Origin of the sequence: Henriciella pelagia, assembly GCF_002088945.1 — a bacterium.
Classification (GTDB): Bacteria; Pseudomonadota; Alphaproteobacteria; order Caulobacterales; family Hyphomonadaceae; genus Henriciella; species Henriciella pelagia.
Genome location: NZ_NCSU01000007.1, coordinates 107,608 through 123,432, shown reverse-complemented (window position 1 = coordinate 123,432; position 15,825 = coordinate 107,608). Strand labels below are relative to the sequence as shown.

The following is a 15,825-nucleotide window of genomic DNA, read 5'->3' as shown; positions in this document are numbered from 1 at the left end:
TCTATCGAATGTCGCTTGCAGACAAGATTGTGATCGGCACCTGGCCGCTGAGCGGTGACTTCGGTGCTCGATCCCTCTCTGAAATTGAGAAAAGCCTTGCCAAGGCGTTCGATGCTGGAATCAGGACTTTCGACACGGCGCCGAACTATGGTCTTGGCTTCGCCGAAAGTGCGCTCGGCATGGTGTTCGCCGGTGAGAGTGATGTGCGCATTTTTACAAAGTGCGGCAACGTCCCTTTCGTCGGAAAGGATTTCTCGCCGGACGCCATCGAAGCGTCGATCGGTCAGTCGCTGAAGCGACTGAAACGAGACTCCATTGAGGGCGTTTTCCTCCACAATCCGCGCGATGAAGTTCCTGACTTTGAGCCTGCCATTGAGCGCCTCGAGGCAATCAAGGCCGACGGCACCGTTCGCATGATCGGGCTGAGCGGAGCAAAGGGCTACGATTATTCGCGGGTGCCGGATGGCCGACTGGACATGTTCCAGCAGGATGCGAACCTTTTGTACCTGAAGGAAGCAAACGGCGCTCGTCCAAAGTTCAAGACGTTCTTTGCGCGCTCGCCACTGGCAACTGGAATGCTGTCCGGCCGCCTGTCTGAATCGTCTGTCTTCCCGCCCGATGACCACCGGTCAGGATGGCTGAAGGGCGAACGACTGGCCTCCCTTGTGGCGCGTGTCGAGGCGATCAAGTCTGTCCTGCCGGCGGGCGTGAGTGTCCCTTCGGCGGCAAGACGTCTGCTCTTGCACCATCCTGCCATTGATTACGTGATCTGCGGTGTCGGCCGCCCTGACCATCTCGACGGCCTTATCGAAGATCTGTCATCAGGCCCGTTGCCTGAGAGTGTTGTCGAGGCTCTGGTTTCGCTGCACGACCGAGACTTCGACCGGCCGGAAGAGGAATCGGGACTTGGCTACTGACGTCGCCCAGGAAGTGCCTCGCAAAGGCGAAGGCAAGGCCGCGAAGCGGAGGCAGAACAAGGTGCAGCGGGTCGTCTACAGCCCCGCCTATCGCGCCAAGGGCGGGCTGTTTCAGGCGCTGCGCACCTATAGTGCCGAAATCTGGCGGGATCGCTGGCAGATCTGGATGAACTTTCTGAGGAAGTTCAAATCCTCCTACAGCACCACCTTCTTCGGCATGTTCTGGGCGTTTGCGCTGCCGCTCGTGCCAATCGGTGCCTATACCTTGCTGGCGACGATGCGTGTCGTGTCGACCACTGACGACATGTCCCACCTCGTCTACATCGCTCTGGGCGTCACCCTTTACGCTTACATCACGGCGCCAATCGAGCAGACCATGGCGGCCCTCAAAAGTGACATGGCTCTGCTATCAAAGACGCATATCGGTGTCTTCTCGGTCATTCTCGGACGGTTCGGAAACATCGCTTTTGAGACGCTCGTGCGGCTCGGTCTTATCGGTGTCCTGATGGCTTTCTTCGGGAGCTATCCGACGCACTGGCAGTCACTCTATTTCATCCCATTGCTAGCGGTCGCCTTCATGGCTTCGCTGGGCGTCGGGCTGATACTGGCGATCTTCAATGCTGTCGCCTCGGACGTGGAAAAAGTCGTCAGCGTCGTTATCCGGTTTGGCGTGTTCTTTTCGGCTGTGTTCTTCCCGATGCCACAGGACGGGCTTTCCGGGCAGCTGACCGACTTCAATCCGCTGCATACATTTGTGGACGGGTTGCGCCATTTGCTGGTCAAGGGATACTTGCCGGAATGGGAACTCATGGCCTGGACAGCGGGTGGCGGAATGGTGCTCTTCTTCATTGCCCTGTCGCTGTTCTACAGGGCTGAGCCGCACCTGCGCGCATCAGGATAGGGACGCAGATGGTAGAGTCAGCAAATGAGGTCGTTCTGAGGGCTTCTGGTGTTTTCAAGAAGTTCGGACGCAATCACCTGGTTGCCCGCCGCCAGCTGGCGGGTCGGCTCAGCGCTGTCCTGCGCGGGAAGTCGGCAGAGCACAAGCAGATCAAGAGCGGCGACTTCTGGTCGCTTCAGGACATAAACCTCGAAGTCTGCCGCGGCGAAGTGCTTGGCGTGATCGGCCTTAACGGGGCGGGCAAAAGTACGCTGCTGCGCGTGCTCCACGGCCTGCTCCCGCCTGACCTTGGTGAGATTGAGGTAAATGGCGAAACGGGCGCGCTTATCGAGCTTGGCGCCGGCTTTGAGGCGAGCCTTTCGGGCCGCGAGAATGTCTTCATCAAGGGCGCTCTGATGGGACGTTCCCGGCGGGAAATGGAGGAGCTCTTCCCGTTAATCCACGAATTTTCGGAGATCGGTGATTTCATCAATTCTCCGATGTCGAGCTATTCCTCAGGCATGCGGCTCCGGCTTGCTTTCGCGATTGCCTCGACGATCAAGCCAGACCTGCTCCTGCTGGATGAGATCGTGTCTGTGGGTGATTTCACCTTCAAGCAAAAGTGCCGAAGCCGTCTCAACGAAATGTCGGAAAAGGCGGGTGTCGTCTTTGCGTCGCACTCGATGAGCGACATCCGCTCCATGTGCACCAAGGCCATCGTTCTCCAGAAAGGCAAGATCATGTTCCGCGGGGAGCCTGACCTTGCCATTGACTTCTATACCGACATGCAGGCGCAGATTGAATCAAAACGCGTCGCGCCTGCCGCGCAATCGGCCCCTGCTGACGAGCCTGCAAGCGAAACGTCTGCGGCCGCGGCCCCTAAGAAACCTGCGTATAATCCGGGCGACCATGTGGTGAAAGATACACGCTACGGCGTGATCGCCATCGACCGCACGAAAGTGCTGCGCGCCGACCACTACTGGAAGATGGATGGCAAGCCGGCCAATGTGCTCGATACCTGCAAGCCCGCATCCTTCCATTTCGAAGTCGAATGCCTGCAGACCATTGATGACCTGGAAATCGGCATCATGATCTGGGACGAGAAGGGCAACAAGATCGCTCCGATCACCACAGAGTTTGTTAAACCTGACCGGCTGCGCGAGACTTCCGGAAAGGTGAAGGGTGACGTCAACCTGCCTCAATTCTCGCTCGTGCCTGGCCGCTACATCACGACGATCGCAATTTCGGAAAAAGGCGTGCTGCTTTATCGCAATGTGCTTGAGGAGATCAGCGTCGTGTCGAGCGCGCGACCGATTGGCGTTGTTCGGCTGCCTGCGGAGTGGACATTCGAGGTCGATGCTGACCGGCCGTGAACGGGCACTGTTCGCGCGCCGCTAGCGTGCCTCATAGTCGAACCGCTGCAGAGCGTCGCTCTCAAGCGACTGCATCTTCTCGATCTGGGCAGACGACCAGTCGGTTGTCAGTGACTGAAGGGACTGGTTTTCATGTTTTGTGACCGTCGGAACTTTCCAGCCATAGCTGCGGCACAAGGCTGAAAACGAAGCGTGCAGATCTTCCATCTTGATGATGTGATCGACAGTGGATGTCGACTGATGCGAGCCGAGATATTCCTCGTACATGTTCGTGACAAAGCCGGGCTGGTCGCTGATCACATTGTCGATGAACGTGGAAAATGAACTGTCATGGCAGTGGGCGATGCGGCGCAGGGGGTGCCAGACGCCTTCACCGATCCAGGTGTCGAAATTTGGTCTGCCCTGCTCGTCCAGGGTTTCGGGCCTGTCCTTGACCTTCGGGCTTTGAACATAGCGCCACCAGGATTCGTACCAGGTGAGCGGGTGCCGCACGGTGGCAAAAGACACGTCATAAATGTCGCTCACTTCGTGCAGGCGACAATGCTTGATGTCTGACTTCGCATTCAGGCGTGTGGTTGCCACGCATCCTGGGTAGGAAGACCGCCACAGATGGGCTGCGCTGGTCCCTCCACATTTGGGGATGTGCAGGAAGTACAGGATGCTTGGCCGCCCGGCGTCTCGCCGGGCGCGAGCCGCCGCTTCCGCATCTTCTGTAGGCAAGGCTCTCGACGCTTTCAGCGTTTCTATGTCAGTCACGAATAGCGGCATGCGCCCAACACCAGATGAGCCAAAAAAGAAGACCGGCAGGCGCAGATCGCCTGCCGGTATTTTCTACGTTCCCAAAGACGCTCAGACGCTCTCGGTTGCCGTCCACTTGAGTTTGCGACGCGTTTCGATCTCGATCGGCAGCAACTCTTCGGACTTGTAGTTCAGCCCGTCTGCTACGACGTGCAGATCGCGGACCAGCTTGCGCAGACCATCGGGCTCCAGCGAAGCAGCATGGTCGGTGCCTTTCCAGGTGCGGTCCAGCGTGTAGTGGCGTTCGATCCATTCGGCGCCAAGTGTATAGGCCGCGATGTCGAGCGCGATGCCCAGATGGTGGCCCGAGAAACCAATGGCTTCGACGCGGTCGTCGAATTTCTGCTTCAGGCGGGTGATTTCGAGGAGCGCCGACTGCTCGGCCGGAACCGGATAGCCGGATGTGCATGCATACAGCAGCAGGTCCTTGTTGCGGCCCTTCTTCTCGAAGAACTGGACGATTTCCTCTTCTTCCTTCTGCGTGGTCATGCCGAGGGAAAGTTGAATCTTGCCTTCGAACTCGTCGCAGAGCACGCCAAGCATTTCGAAGTGCAGGTTGGATGCTGACGGAACTTTCAGGAATTCAGGCTGCAGCGAGGCCATCTCGCGCGCCGATGTGACGTCCCAGACGGATGTCGAATATCCGATACCGGTCTCGTCGCAATACTCCATCAGCTCCTTGTGCTGGTCGACGGAGAATTCGAGATATTCGCGGTGAGCACCATAGGTGTCACCATAGGAATTGGATGGAACCGGGTGAGGTGCATTATACTGGTCCGCAGGCAGCAATTCCTTGTTGTTGCGCTTCTGAAACTTCACGAAGTCAGCCTGGCAGAAGGCCTTCGCAATGGAGATCATTTCCTTGGCGATTTTCATGTCGCCTTTGTGGTTGCAGCCGATCTCGGCAATGACTTTTGGCGGTTTCATACTGCACTCCGTTGGGTAATGTGAACCAGACGTCGTTAGCCAATTCGCCTAATGGGTGCAACCTTACAGTGCCGTCATTCAGACTTTCTTGAGCACTGTGGACGGCGTGCAATCAGCGGCGAGGGCGATATGAGCTTCTAAAGGGTCTCCTCCCGCGTTTGGCTGGAAAGTTCGCGTTCGGGCCATGGCTTCCAGAAGGTGTGAGACCTCGCCAGGCGATGCGCAGTTCCGGATGGAGGGGTGGGCGATGTCAGGCATGACATCCAATGCCCCGCAGTCGCAGAATATGACGGGTATGCCGGCGGCGATACAGGACAGAAAGCTCGTGGATGAGACCGTTACCGCAACATCAAAATCCTGGCCGGACAGATCGGACAGAAGCTCTCGGCCCATGATATGTGCCGTTGGACCGGCCGCCTCGATGACATCATCCGCCAGGTCCCGGGGCTGTGCAGGGTGCAATTTGACAGTCAGGTCATGAGGCCGGAGCGATTGTATCAGAGGCAGGTATTTCATTCCCCAGTTCGTCGGGCTCATCCGGCCGTAGCGCAAAAAGCACTGGTCGAGAAACAGCACTCTGAGCGCCGTGTTCGCCTGTGGCGTGTTGGGGCGTTCGGGGACGCGTTTCGGGCGAAGCAGGGGCCCCGTCACATGGATACGGCCTGCGTCGATCCGCCATTGCCTAATCATCCGCGTTTTCATGGCGGCTCCAAAGACAAGCATCGTGTCTGGACGGGTGATGCCAAAATGGTGATTGCGGTAGAGAAGCCTGTTCAGACGCGAGCGCAAGCGAGGGCGAGGCGTCGCCGGGTCAATCCTGTCCATGCGCGATGATATCGGCCAGGTATGGCGCCGAGCACCCACCGACCGTGCGATGTCAAAGCTCAGATAGCCATCCTGCAGAATTGTCCGGTGTGTACCGGCCGACTGCGCGGCCATGCTGACAGCCTGCGCCAGCCACCCCTGATCCTGGAATTGCAACAGGCGATGAGAAGACAGAAGAGACCGGGTCGTTTCCTGTGCCAGGGCCCAGGCCTTCTCCGGCGTATTGGCCTCCATCGATGGCAAGGCTGTCACCGGCACATTCACCGCCCCGAGTTGTTCGAAGGTTCCGGTGGTCAGAATGTGTTCGATCGCAATGCCGTCCCGGTTGACGAGCACGTCGAGCATTGCCGCATGGGTCTTCGACTCGCACATGGCGATGTAGGTCGGGTGCATATCTTCGGCTGGCATAAGCGCGCGACGTTACCTGTCGCATTGAGGTCAGGCCAGCTGCAAAGTGAATAATGTTCGCCACGTTTGACAATCCAGCCGGGGTTTGCGCATTGCTTTCAGCCTTGTCGCTTTCACGGGGCTGGACTTCATGGCTTCAAAACAAACAGTGGTGGTCACGCGGACGCGAAACCGGCCGCAATTTCTGAAACGGGCTGCCGAAAGCGTCATGAGCCAGCAGTATCAGGACCTGTCATGGGTCGTGGTCAATGATGGCGGTGAGCGTGACCCGGTGGATGCCATCGTCGGAGCAATCTCTTCCGAATGCTCTTGTGAAGTCATTCACCTTGAGTCGAATGTTGGCATGGAGGCCGCTGGCAATATCGGGATGAACTCCGCCGCAGGCAGGGCCGCTGAGTACGCCGCGATCCATGATGACGATGATACCTGGTCAACCGATTTTCTCGCCGTGATGACGCAGGCGCTGGCATCGGATGAAACGCTTGCAGGGGCTGTCTGTCGCTGGAGTGAGATAGAAGAAGAAGTCTCGGATGGAGCGATCACCCCAAAGGGGAGTTCGAAGACAAATGAAGCGGGTCCGTTGACGCTTCCGCGCCTGGCTGTGCGCAACCGGTTTCCCCCTATCGCACTGCTGTTCAGGGTTTCGGCCTGGAAAGCCGCCGGTGGGTTCGCGGAACACCTGCCAGTCCTGGGCGACTGGGATTTTAATCTTCGCCTGATGATGCAGGGTGACCTGGCACAGGTGGCTGACACGCTCGCATTCCAGCATGTGAGGCCTGAAAGCGCTGGCGAGGAAGCCAACACGATTACCGCGAAGCGAGATCTGCACCAGGCCATGCGGACCCGTTTGATCAACGAATATGTCCGGCAGGACGTGCGCAGCGGCAAGCCGGGACTGGGAACGCTACTGGCGCAGGCCGACATGTTCGAAGACGGCCTCGAGAAGATCTCGCTCAGGGCGCAGCTTCGCCGGGTGCTCGGTTTGAAGGACCGGGCCGGAGTCTAGCAGAAGAAGAAATAGCGAAAGCTCTGAGAAGAGCCAAACCTGTTCTCAATCCATATCCCCCCGCTCACCGTGCCGATATTGAGCTGCGTATCTGCGCCAGTTGTGCCGCTCAGGGCCTGGTTGGGATAGCCGCCCAGCTTGCCGCCATTTGCAAGGATTGCGATGGATGGCGTGGTGCCGGCATCGAAACAGACAATCCCGGACACCGGCACCTGGGGGAAAGTTTCAGAATAGAGCGTGATGGCCATCATGCCGCTCGCTGAAGGCGGGGTGACCAGCACGGCGGTATCATCGTCGAGTAAAATTTCCGCTGACTGGATGCCGGTTACCCGCGTTTCGCCAGTCGACGGTGTGATCGCCAGTGCCTGACGCCACGACGTGCCATCCTGGCTGACCTTCACGCCAAGAACATCGTCGCCCAAAAGGCCGATTTCAGCACGCGCACTGAAATTTTCCTGAAAGACAAGACTGGCGGAATCGAGGGGCGCAGCCTTGTTGACCATGACGCGGTGATCGCTGCCTTCATGGCTGAAAAGCGTTGCCGCAGATGACACGGCCAGCCTGTTGGTAGCATCTGCCGAAGTGTTTACACCAATCTGGTCAACCTGCCCGTCAGCTGACACCAGCGTGTCCCAACTCGTCCCCGACCAGTACCGGACACGACTGTCGCTGCGAACGAATGTCCGCCAGCCTGGTTGCGGGGCAGCAAATTGCCATGCCCCATCATACCATCCCGCGATCGCATTCTCATGGCCTGCCCATTCATCCGTTGCAGGGCTGAGAACAATGAAGCAGTTGCCATTGACCGGACTGGCTGGCGGGGCGGTCAGCATGGCTTCGCAGCTCGACTGGACGAGCTGGTCGAGGAATCTGAGACTTTCGTTCAGCGTAACGTGTTTCTGGGCCTGGTTCTGCAGGAGGTAGGGAAGGTTGAGGTTTGGTGTCATGGACAATCGACCTGTCGTTGCTTGGAGGGCCCACTCAGTATAGTGGACGCCGGATACGGTCGGTTATTCGCCGATTGACAGGATCAGCGAAGCTCCTGCCCGGACCCGTTGTGGCCGGGTGATATTGGAGATGAGCGCGAACAGAAAACGGGACGAACACAGTGGAAACAGTCGCAATTATCCCGGCCAGGGGGGGATCAAAGGGTATTCCCGGAAAGAACCTCAAACAGATCAATGGCCGGTCATTGCTTCAAAGGGCTGTGGAGGCGGCCAGAGGATCTGAGCTTATCACGCAGGTTTATGTGACGTCCGATGATGAGGCGATACTTGCCGAAGCCGAGCGCTGCGGCGCCCGGACGATCAGACGGCCGGCTGAACTGGCAAATGATACGGCAAGTTCGGAATCGGCGCTCCTGCACGCCATCGACGAAATCGAAGCAGGCGGCGTGACGCTGGACCGCGTCGTCTTCATTCAATGCACCTCGCCCTTCCTGCGCACCGCGGACCTTGACGGTCTGTTGAGCGCCATGACGGATGAAGGCGCAGACTGCGGCCTGACAGTCACATCCTTCCATGGCTTTCTCTGGTCGCCATCAGATGACGGCGTCCAGCCCGTCGGGCACAGGAAAGACCACAGGCCCCGACGCCAGGACCGCGACCCTGTCTTTCTGGAGACCGGTGGTGCGTATGTCATGAAAGCGGAGGGATTCAAGGCGGCCCGGCACCGCTTCTTCGGAAAGGTTGCCCACTATGTGGTCGACAATGCCAGCGCGATGGAAATCGACGAACCGCTCGACCTGCAGATTGCGCATGAGATTGCCGACAGCCTGGAAACCCGACAGGGGATCGATGTCCTGCCGGACAAGGTTTCAGCCCTGCTTCTCGATTTCGATGGTGTGCTGACCGACGATCTGGCGATCGTCGACCAGAATGGAAAGGAAGCGGTGTCCGTGAGCCGGTCTGACGGCATGGGGATCGAGCGCCTGAAAAAGCTGACGGACATCCATGTCTCGGTCGTTTCGAAGGAAACAAATCCGGTCGTTGCGGCGCGTTGCAAAAAACTCAAAGTAAGGTGTGTTCAGGGGCTGGAAGACAAGGTCGCGAATGTCACCGCATGGTCGAAAGAAGCTGGCATCCCGATGTCGGAAATTGTGTTCATCGGAAACGATCTGAACGACCTGCCACTCTTCCCGCTGGTCGGCCTTGCTGTGGCGCCATCAGATGCGTTTCAGCCGGTTCTGAAATCGGCGGGCTACATCCTCAGCAAGCCGGGTGGCCGCGGCGCGGTTCGCGAAATGTGTGAGCTTCTGATCGAAAAATTCGGGTCTGACATAGACTGATTTTGTGCGGTGCCGCCACAGGCAGATCGCGGCGAGGTCGCTGTCGCGCTATGGATTAACCGCAATCAGATTGACCAGGTAGATGAGGTCGGCGTCTGGCGGAATGACATCGCCGAGACCTTCTTTGCCATAGCCAATCCTGGCCGGCACCCTGCCGATCCAGACGGCGCCGGGTTTCATCAGGCTGATCATCTGCGCAAAGCCCGGAATCATGTCGCCAGCCTGCACAATAAGGGGCGTCTCCTGCGACCAGGTCGAGCCGATGACGGTGCCGGTCTCTTCCAGGCGCGCCTCATAATCAATCGCAACCGTGTCCTTGGCGTAGATCTTCCCGGCAGAGGCATCGCCCGGCTCGATCTCGAAATAGGAAAGTCCGGATTTGAGTTTCACAACCCCGTCGCGTGAGGCATCCCAGGGCAGGAATTCGTCCCATAGGGCCTCCGATGCACCTGCAGATGCAGGCTGTTGCTGAGCCTCTTCCATCTCATCTGGATTGAGAAAGCCGTCCAGACGGATCTTGAAGACAAGATCGCTACGCGGCGGAATGGTGTCACCGCGGCCTTCGGCGCCATAGGCGAGCTGATACGGGATGAGCACGATCCACTCATCACCGGGGGTCATGCGCTTCAGCGTTTCGGTCCAGCCCTCGATGACTTCCTCGACATTGAAAACCGCGGGCTCCCCGCGCGCATAGGAGCTGTCGATCCGCGTGCCATCGCTCGCAAGATAGCCTTCATACGCTACGATCACGGTGGCGTTGGCCTCTGGCGAGCCCTTGCCATCCGGGCCTTCGGTCAGCTCAATCCACTGGATGCCACTCTCGCTTGTGCGGACATCGGCGCAGCTGGATGGAAAGGGCGGGAGGAAGGGGCCTGAGCCGGGCCTGATGTCAGGGCAGGCATTCGAAGACCCGCCAGACCCAGGCGTTGGGACTTGCGGCAAGGTCTCGCAGCCAGCCAGCAGGCCCATCGCCAGTCCCGCGACCCATAGTCCCGAAGAACGGATTCCACCCATCATGCCGAGCCCCTCACTCCACCATCAGTCCTCTTTCAGATGACCTTATTCCGTGGTGAGCACATCAATCAACTCAACTTCGAAATTGAGATCGGTGTTGGGCGCGATGCCTGCCGGGTGTCCGCGCGCTCCATAGGCGAGGTCGGACGGGATGTGGACCAGCCAGCGGTCGCCCGGACGCATCATGGACAGCGCTTCCTGCCAGCCCGGAATAACGCCATTGGCCTGGAACTGTGCCGGAGCGCCACGCTGATAGGCACTGTCGAAGACTTCTCCCGTCTCGGCAAATCGGCCCTCATATAGGACCACGACCGTGTCTGAAGGCTGGGGCGTTTTCCCATCAGCGCTTCCGGACTCCAGAACGACATATTCGAGGCCGGAATCGGTAGACTGTACACCTTCGCGAGAGGAGACCCACGGGGTGTACTCATTCCATGCTGCCTCATCTGCGGGCTTGGGCTGGAAGACTTTCATCAGCTCGACGCGGAAAACCAGATCATCGCCCGGTTTGATGACGCTGCCCGGCCGCGGGGTCTGACCGTAGCCAAGCTCGCTCGGAATGAAGAAGATATACTCATCGCCTTCCGACATGAGCTGCAGGCCCTGCGTCCAGCCGGGAATGACCTGCGTCACGCCGAACATGGCGGGGCGGCCTGTTCCGAAATTGCCGTCAAATGGCGTGCCGTCGGTCAGGCGGCCGTCATAGAAGACCTGCACCGTGTTCTCGAGTGTTGGCGACGCACCATCCTCCGGCCCTTCCTTGACGACGTAGTACTGGATGCCGGACTCGGTCGTCTCCAGGCCTTCCATGTCAGGGTTCCACGGGAAGAATGCGTCAAAGTCCGTCGATGAGGACGGGCCCCCGCAGCTGGAAAGCCCAAGCGCAAGAAGTGGGGCGACGAGATATTTCAGCATGGCTGTTCTGGCTCCTGTTGGGGATATCAGGGTTCAGCCAGCAAACTAGGCGCAGTGAGGTTTCAAGTCACCGGGTCATTGCAGGCTAGTTCTGCCGCGGCGGATAGCCTGCCTGTGCCAGCGCATCGATGATTTCCTGCGTGTGCTGGGCATCGCGCGTTTCCATGAGAATGTCGAACTCTGCGCCTTTTGCCGGCACGTCGAGCGCAATCCTGTTGTGCGCGACTTCCATGATATTGGCGCCATTATCGCCGATGATCTTGGAGACGAGCGCCAGAAGGCCCGGCCGGTCGTCGCCAATGATACGGATATTGGCGAGGCGTTTCTCACGCACCAGCGCGCGCGTCAGGACGGAGGCCAGCAGGCGAGTATCGATATTTCCGCCGCACAGGATGAGGCCGATCTTCTTGCCGGCAAATTTCGAGGGGTGCGCAAGCAGGGCGGCAAGGCCGGCTGCCCCGGCTCCTTCTGCGACCGTCTTCTCGACGTCCACAAAAAGCGTGATAGCCCGCTCGATATGCTCTTCCTCGACGAGCACAATATCATCGACCAGCGCCTGCACGACCTCTTTGGTCAGGTGCCCCGGCTGTTTGACGGAGATACCTTCGGCAATCGATGCGCCGCCTTTTGCCGGCTGACCGCCCTTGATCGCCGAATGCATGCTCGGATACATCGCGGCCTGCACGCCGATGACCTTGATGGCTGGATTGTGCGCCTTGGCAACGGTTGCCATGCCCGAGATCAGGCCGCCGCCGCCAATAGGCACAACCAGCATGTCGAGATCAGGCACATCTTCGAACATTTCCAGTGCCGCTGTCCCCTGGCCGGCCATGATCAGCGGGTCGTCGAAAGGGTGAATCCAGGTCAGGCCCTCGCGCTGGCGGACGAGTTCAGCATGCTCCTTGGCCTCGTCGAACGTTGTGCCTTCAAGCAGGACGCGGGCTCCGAAGGCGCGCGTATGCTCGACCTTGTTGAACGGGGTCGTGACGGGCATGGCAATGGTCACCGGAATCCCGAGTCGGCGGCCATGAAAGGCCACGCCCTGCGCATGATTGCCGGCCGAGGCGGCGATCACGCCGACTTTTTTCTCGTCCTCAGTCAGCCGGGCCAGCTTGTTCAGAGCGCCGCGCTCCTTGAAGGCGGCGGTGAACTGGAGGTTCTCAAACTTCACCCAGACTTCAGCGCCGGTGATCGCCGAGAGTGTGCGCGAGCGGCGCATGGGCGTGCGCTCAATCTGCCCTTCAAGAATCCGGGCAGCATCCTTCACATCCTCAAGGCTTATCGGCAGCTTTTCACTCATTGTCTGGCCATCCTGTCAAATCGCGCTCGCCCCTCCTATTCAGCCCTGAATGAGAGGGCAAGCGGCGAGACGCTATTTCAGCCATGCACTCAAGCGGGCTTGCTCTGCGCGGGCGGGTTGTCTATCCGGCATGCGACGCAATGACAGGACCCGCACCATGACCCGCCTCAGCCTTGCTGCCCATGATCTTCATATCGGAACGGGCGAGAAGCTGGTCGTCATGGCGGGGATGAATGTGCTGGAGAGCCGTGACCTCGCAATGCGGATATGCGAGCAGCTGAAAGCGGTCTGTGAGCGCCTCGACTTGCCCTACATATTCAAGGCAAGTTTCGACAAGGCGAACCGTTCGTCCATCACGTCCTATCGCGGGCCTGGCCTCGATGAGGGCCTCAGAATCCTGGCCGACGTGAAGGCTGAGCTCGGCGTGCCGGTCATCACCGACTACCACACTGCCGAACAGGCGCAGCTGGTCGCTGATGTTGCAGAGATCATCCAGGTCCCGGCCTTCCTCGTGCGCCAGACGGATCTTGTGGTCGCGGGCGCCGAAGCGGTGATGAAAACGGGCGGCTGGCTGCATGTGAAAAAGGCTCAATTCCTTGCGCCATGGGACTGCAAGAATATCGTCAGCAAGATTGGCGAAGTGACGGGCCCGGACAATCCGACCATCCTGTGCGAACGCGGCGCAAGCTTCGGCTACAATAACCTTGTCGTCGACATGCTGAGTATCCCGGCCATGAAAGCGCTTGGTGTGCCGGTTACGATTGACGCGACCCACGCCGTGCAACTGCCGGGCGCAGACCCGCGCACAGCCGGCGGTTCAACAGGTGGCCGCCGTGAAGGCGTACCGATTATTGCCAAGTCAGCGGTTGCTGCTGGCGCAGACGGCGTCTTCCTCGAATTCCACCCGGACCCTGACAAGGCCCTTTGCGACGGCCCAAGTTGCCTGCCGCTTGATGGGGCAGAGGCATTGCTCGCAGACCTCAAGGCCATCCACAGTATCGTGAACGCTTAAGACTTCACCTTGGGCCCTCCCCAGAGGGGAGGGGGAAGCGTTGTGCCAGGATGCTGACAGTATGCCAGCGGCCTCCTGGTTCGACTTCGCTCACCATGTCGGCCTTATGCGATGTCAGAAATAGCCCGACATGGTGAGCGAAGTCGAACCACTGGCGGGCGATCAAGCAATACAGTTGCAGTTGTTGTCCCCTCCCCCTCATCCTGAATTTGTCGAAGGATGGGGAGGGTCGGGGTGGGGTGCTAGGCGTCCACAGCCTCTTTCGCTTTCAGTGCCGGAACATCCGCATAAGCGTCGTGCTCGGCCACAAGATGGCCGGGAGCGACTTCGATGAGCTTCGGATTGTACTGCTCGGCATCGGGATCATCCACGATCACGGATTTCATGAAACGCAGCGGCGCGCGGCTGTCGAGCGGGGAGGGCAGGTCGCCCTTCAGTTTTACGCGCTCGCGTTCGCGTTCCAGTCTGGGGTCGGGCGTCGGCACAGCGGAGATGAGCGCCTTGGTGTAGGGATGGCGCGCATCCTCATAAATTGCCGTCCGGTCAGCAATTTCGACGACCTTGCCGAGATAGAGCACCATCACCCGGTGGCTCACTTCGCGCACAACGGAAAGGTCGTGGCTGATGAAGATCATGGCGAGGCCGAACTCTTTCTGCAGGTCGATGAGCAGGTCCACGACCTGTGCCTGAACGGACACATCAAGCGCGGACACCGCCTCGTCACAGATCAGCAGCTTGGGTCGCAGGATCATGGCACGGGCAATGCCGACCCGCTGGTTCTGGCCGCCGGACAGTTCGTGCGGATAGCGGTTGATTAGCGCCGGGTCGAGCCCGACGCGCGGCAGGAAGTCCCGCACCATTTTCTCGCGCGCCGCCTTGTCGAGTTCAGGCTTGTGGACCGTCAGCGGCTCGGCGATGGACTGGCCGATCGTCATGCGCGGGTCGAGCGAGGCGAGGGGGTCCTGGAAGACGATCTGTAGGTCGTCGCGCATGCCGTTCATCGTCTTGCGATCAGCCTGCGTGATGTCGCGGCCCATAAAGGCAACGGTGCCCGCTGTAGATGGTACGAGCTTCAGCACGGCGCGCGCCAGCGTGGACTTGCCGCAACCGGATTCGCCAACAACGCCTAGCGTCTCGCCGGGGCGCAGGTCGAAAGACACGCCATCGACGGCCTTCAGCATCTTCGTCTTGCCGAAAAGCCCACCGCCGACATTGATCGGGAATTGCACTTTCACGTCGCGGGCCTCGACCAGCGGCTCAACGCTTGCGGCAGGCTCAGGCCCAAGCTTCGGGCGGCCTTCGCGGTTCGGCTGGTCGATGCGTGGAACCGCGTTCAGCAGCATCTTCGTGTATTCGTGTTGCGGATTGTAGAAGATCTCGTCATTCGTTCCGGTCTCGACAATCTCGCCATGCTTCATGACGACGACGCGGTCACACATGCGGGCGACGACACCCATATCATGGGTGATCAGCACGATGCCGGTGCCGGTGTCGCGCTTGAGGTCGTCCATCAGGTCGAGAACCTGGGCCTGCACGGTCACATCGAGCGCCGTGGTGGGCTCGTCCGCGAGCAGCAGTTTCGGCCCGCACAGCATGGCAATCGCAACCATCACCCGCTGGCGCATGCCGCCAGAAAGCTCATGCGGGAACTGGTCGAGGCGACGGCGCGCTTCCGGAATGCGCACCTGCTCCAGCCAGTCGACGCAGCGCTTGGTCGCTTCCTCGCCTTTCATGTCCTTGTGCAGGGCCAGCACTTCGCGCATCTGCGCACCAACAGTGAGATGAGGCGTCAGCGATGTCAGCGGATCCTGGAAGATCATCGACATTTCGGCGCCGCGGATCTTGCGCAGTGTGCTCGCCTTCGCGCCGACCATCTCGGTGCCGTTAAACCTGATGGAGCCTGTCACCGTTCCGTTGTCGGCGATCAGGCCCATGGCGGCGAGGGCCGACTGGCTCTTGCCCGATCCGGACTCGCCGACAATACCAAGACATTCGCCAGGCGCCACGTCGAAGGTGGTGCCTTTCACCGCGTGAACCGTGCCGTCCGGCGTATCGAAATCGATCTTCAGGTCTCGGACAGACAGGATGGGTTGGGTCACGGAGGGTGGCCTCGCATTCTTTGAAATCTCAACTGCAGGACTATCGGCCCAAACATGGCCGCAC

Annotated in this window: 14 protein-coding genes and 1 pseudogene; 7 read left to right on the top strand and 8 right to left on the bottom strand. The window is 59.5% G+C overall.

The genetic code is table 11. The annotated features are described in order from the left end of the window. The first annotated feature begins 8 nt into the window (after positions 1-8). The 4 genes and pseudogenes from B8746_RS03165 (at position 9) to B8746_RS17565 (ending at position 3,170) form a co-directional block, all read left to right on the top strand. A complete protein-coding gene (locus B8746_RS03165; RefSeq protein ID WP_084391788.1) occupies positions 9-917 on the top strand; it encodes an aldo/keto reductase in 909 nt (302 codons plus the stop codon). Beyond that, positions 907-1,818, top strand: coding sequence for an ABC transporter permease (locus tag B8746_RS03160; protein WP_084391787.1), 912 nt, complete (start codon positions 907-909; stop codon positions 1,816-1,818). The genes B8746_RS03165 and B8746_RS03160 overlap by 11 nt, the downstream gene beginning before the upstream one ends. Positions 1,819-2,021: 203 nt before the next feature. After that, positions 2,022-2,327 (top strand): annotated as a pseudogene (locus B8746_RS17570) (ATP-binding cassette domain-containing protein); the annotation flags it as partial. Continuing rightward, positions 2,319-3,170 carry a Wzt carbohydrate-binding domain-containing protein gene (locus B8746_RS17565; protein WP_372530520.1) on the top strand — a complete coding sequence of 284 codons (852 nt, stop codon included), beginning with the start codon at positions 2,319-2,321 and terminating at the stop codon, positions 3,168-3,170. The pseudogene B8746_RS17570 and the gene B8746_RS17565, both read left to right, overlap by 9 nt. A 21-nt stretch (positions 3,171-3,191) precedes the next feature. On the opposite strand, the gene B8746_RS03150 is transcribed toward B8746_RS17565, so the two are convergent. From B8746_RS03150 to B8746_RS03140, 3 genes are all read right to left on the bottom strand, one after another. Beyond that, positions 3,192-3,752 carry a hypothetical protein gene (locus B8746_RS03150; protein ID WP_084391785.1) on the bottom strand — a complete coding sequence of 187 codons (561 nt, stop codon included), beginning with the start codon at positions 3,750-3,752 and terminating at the stop codon, positions 3,192-3,194. 267 nt (positions 3,753-4,019) lie between these two features. Further along, positions 4,020-4,895, bottom strand: coding sequence for an N-acetylneuraminate synthase family protein (locus tag B8746_RS03145; protein WP_084391784.1), 876 nt, complete (start codon positions 4,893-4,895; stop codon positions 4,020-4,022). 78 nt (positions 4,896-4,973) lie between these two features. Further along, positions 4,974-6,128, bottom strand: a complete 1,155-nt coding sequence (locus B8746_RS03140; RefSeq protein ID WP_084391783.1) for a hypothetical protein — start codon at positions 6,126-6,128, stop codon at positions 4,974-4,976. 130 nt (positions 6,129-6,258) lie between these two features. Between B8746_RS03140 and B8746_RS03135 the strand changes: the two genes are divergently transcribed. Then, positions 6,259-7,134, top strand: a complete 876-nt coding sequence (locus tag B8746_RS03135; protein ID WP_143434512.1) for a glycosyltransferase family A protein — start codon at positions 6,259-6,261, stop codon at positions 7,132-7,134. Here the strand turns inward: B8746_RS03135 and B8746_RS03130 are convergent. Next, positions 7,131-8,081, bottom strand: coding sequence for a DUF2793 domain-containing protein (locus B8746_RS03130; RefSeq protein ID WP_084391781.1), 951 nt, complete (start codon positions 8,079-8,081; stop codon positions 7,131-7,133). The genes B8746_RS03135 and B8746_RS03130 overlap by 4 nt on opposite strands. A gap of 161 nt (positions 8,082-8,242) precedes the next feature. Here B8746_RS03130 and B8746_RS03125 point away from each other — a divergent pair, with 161 nt between their 5' ends. Continuing rightward, the gene (locus B8746_RS03125) at positions 8,243-9,421 is read left to right on the top strand and encodes an acylneuraminate cytidylyltransferase (RefSeq protein WP_084391780.1); all 1,179 of its coding nucleotides are present in this window, start codon (positions 8,243-8,245) and stop codon (positions 9,419-9,421) included. Between the two features lie 48 nt (positions 9,422-9,469). On the opposite strand, the gene B8746_RS03120 is transcribed toward B8746_RS03125, so the two are convergent. The 3 genes from B8746_RS03120 to B8746_RS03110 form a co-directional block, all read right to left on the bottom strand. Then, positions 9,470-10,438 (bottom strand): FKBP-type peptidyl-prolyl cis-trans isomerase, encoded by a 969-nt coding sequence (locus tag B8746_RS03120; RefSeq protein WP_084391779.1) that lies wholly within the window; start codon positions 10,436-10,438, stop codon positions 9,470-9,472. 42 nt (positions 10,439-10,480) lie between these two features. Further along, positions 10,481-11,350, bottom strand: a complete 870-nt coding sequence (locus tag B8746_RS03115) for an FKBP-type peptidyl-prolyl cis-trans isomerase (RefSeq protein WP_084391778.1) — start codon at positions 11,348-11,350, stop codon at positions 10,481-10,483. Between the two features lie 85 nt (positions 11,351-11,435). After that, on the bottom strand, positions 11,436-12,650 hold the full coding sequence (locus B8746_RS03110) for a threonine ammonia-lyase (protein ID WP_095380822.1): 1,215 nt from the start codon (positions 12,648-12,650) through the stop codon (positions 11,436-11,438). A gap of 157 nt (positions 12,651-12,807) precedes the next feature. Here B8746_RS03110 and kdsA point away from each other — a divergent pair, with 157 nt between their 5' ends. After that, positions 12,808-13,662, top strand: a complete 855-nt coding sequence (gene kdsA / locus B8746_RS03105) for a 3-deoxy-8-phosphooctulonate synthase (protein WP_084393101.1) — start codon at positions 12,808-12,810, stop codon at positions 13,660-13,662. Between the two features lie 242 nt (positions 13,663-13,904). On the opposite strand, the gene B8746_RS03100 is transcribed toward kdsA, so the two are convergent. After that, a complete protein-coding gene (locus B8746_RS03100) occupies positions 13,905-15,761 on the bottom strand; it encodes an ABC transporter ATP-binding protein (RefSeq protein ID WP_084391777.1) in 1,857 nt (618 codons plus the stop codon). Between the last annotated feature and the right edge of the window lie 64 nt (positions 15,762-15,825).

Bases quoted from the DNA above. Each gene is read 5' to 3' on its own strand.
- B8746_RS03130 (WP_084391781.1), bottom strand. From the start codon at position 8,081: ATGACACCAAACCTCAACCTTCCCTACCTCCTGCAGAACCAGGCCCAG.
- B8746_RS17565 (WP_372530520.1), top strand. From the start codon at position 2,319: ATGCGGCTCCGGCTTGCTTTCGCGATTGCCTCGACGATCAAGCCAGAC.
- B8746_RS03140 (WP_084391783.1), bottom strand. From the start codon at position 6,128: ATGCCAGCCGAAGATATGCACCCGACCTACATCGCCATGTGCGAGTCG.
- B8746_RS03120 (WP_084391779.1), bottom strand. From the start codon at position 10,438: ATGATGGGTGGAATCCGTTCTTCGGGACTATGGGTCGCGGGACTGGCG.
- B8746_RS03115 (WP_084391778.1), bottom strand. From the start codon at position 11,350: ATGCTGAAATATCTCGTCGCCCCACTTCTTGCGCTTGGGCTTTCCAGC.
- B8746_RS03165 (WP_084391788.1), top strand. From the start codon at position 9: ATGTCGCTTGCAGACAAGATTGTGATCGGCACCTGGCCGCTGAGCGGT.
- kdsA (WP_084393101.1), top strand. From the start codon at position 12,808: ATGACCCGCCTCAGCCTTGCTGCCCATGATCTTCATATCGGAACGGGC.
- B8746_RS03110 (WP_095380822.1), bottom strand. From the start codon at position 12,650: ATGAGTGAAAAGCTGCCGATAAGCCTTGAGGATGTGAAGGATGCTGCC.
- B8746_RS03145 (WP_084391784.1), bottom strand. From the start codon at position 4,895: ATGAAACCGCCAAAAGTCATTGCCGAGATCGGCTGCAACCACAAAGGC.
- B8746_RS03135 (WP_143434512.1), top strand. From the start codon at position 6,259: ATGGCTTCAAAACAAACAGTGGTGGTCACGCGGACGCGAAACCGGCCG.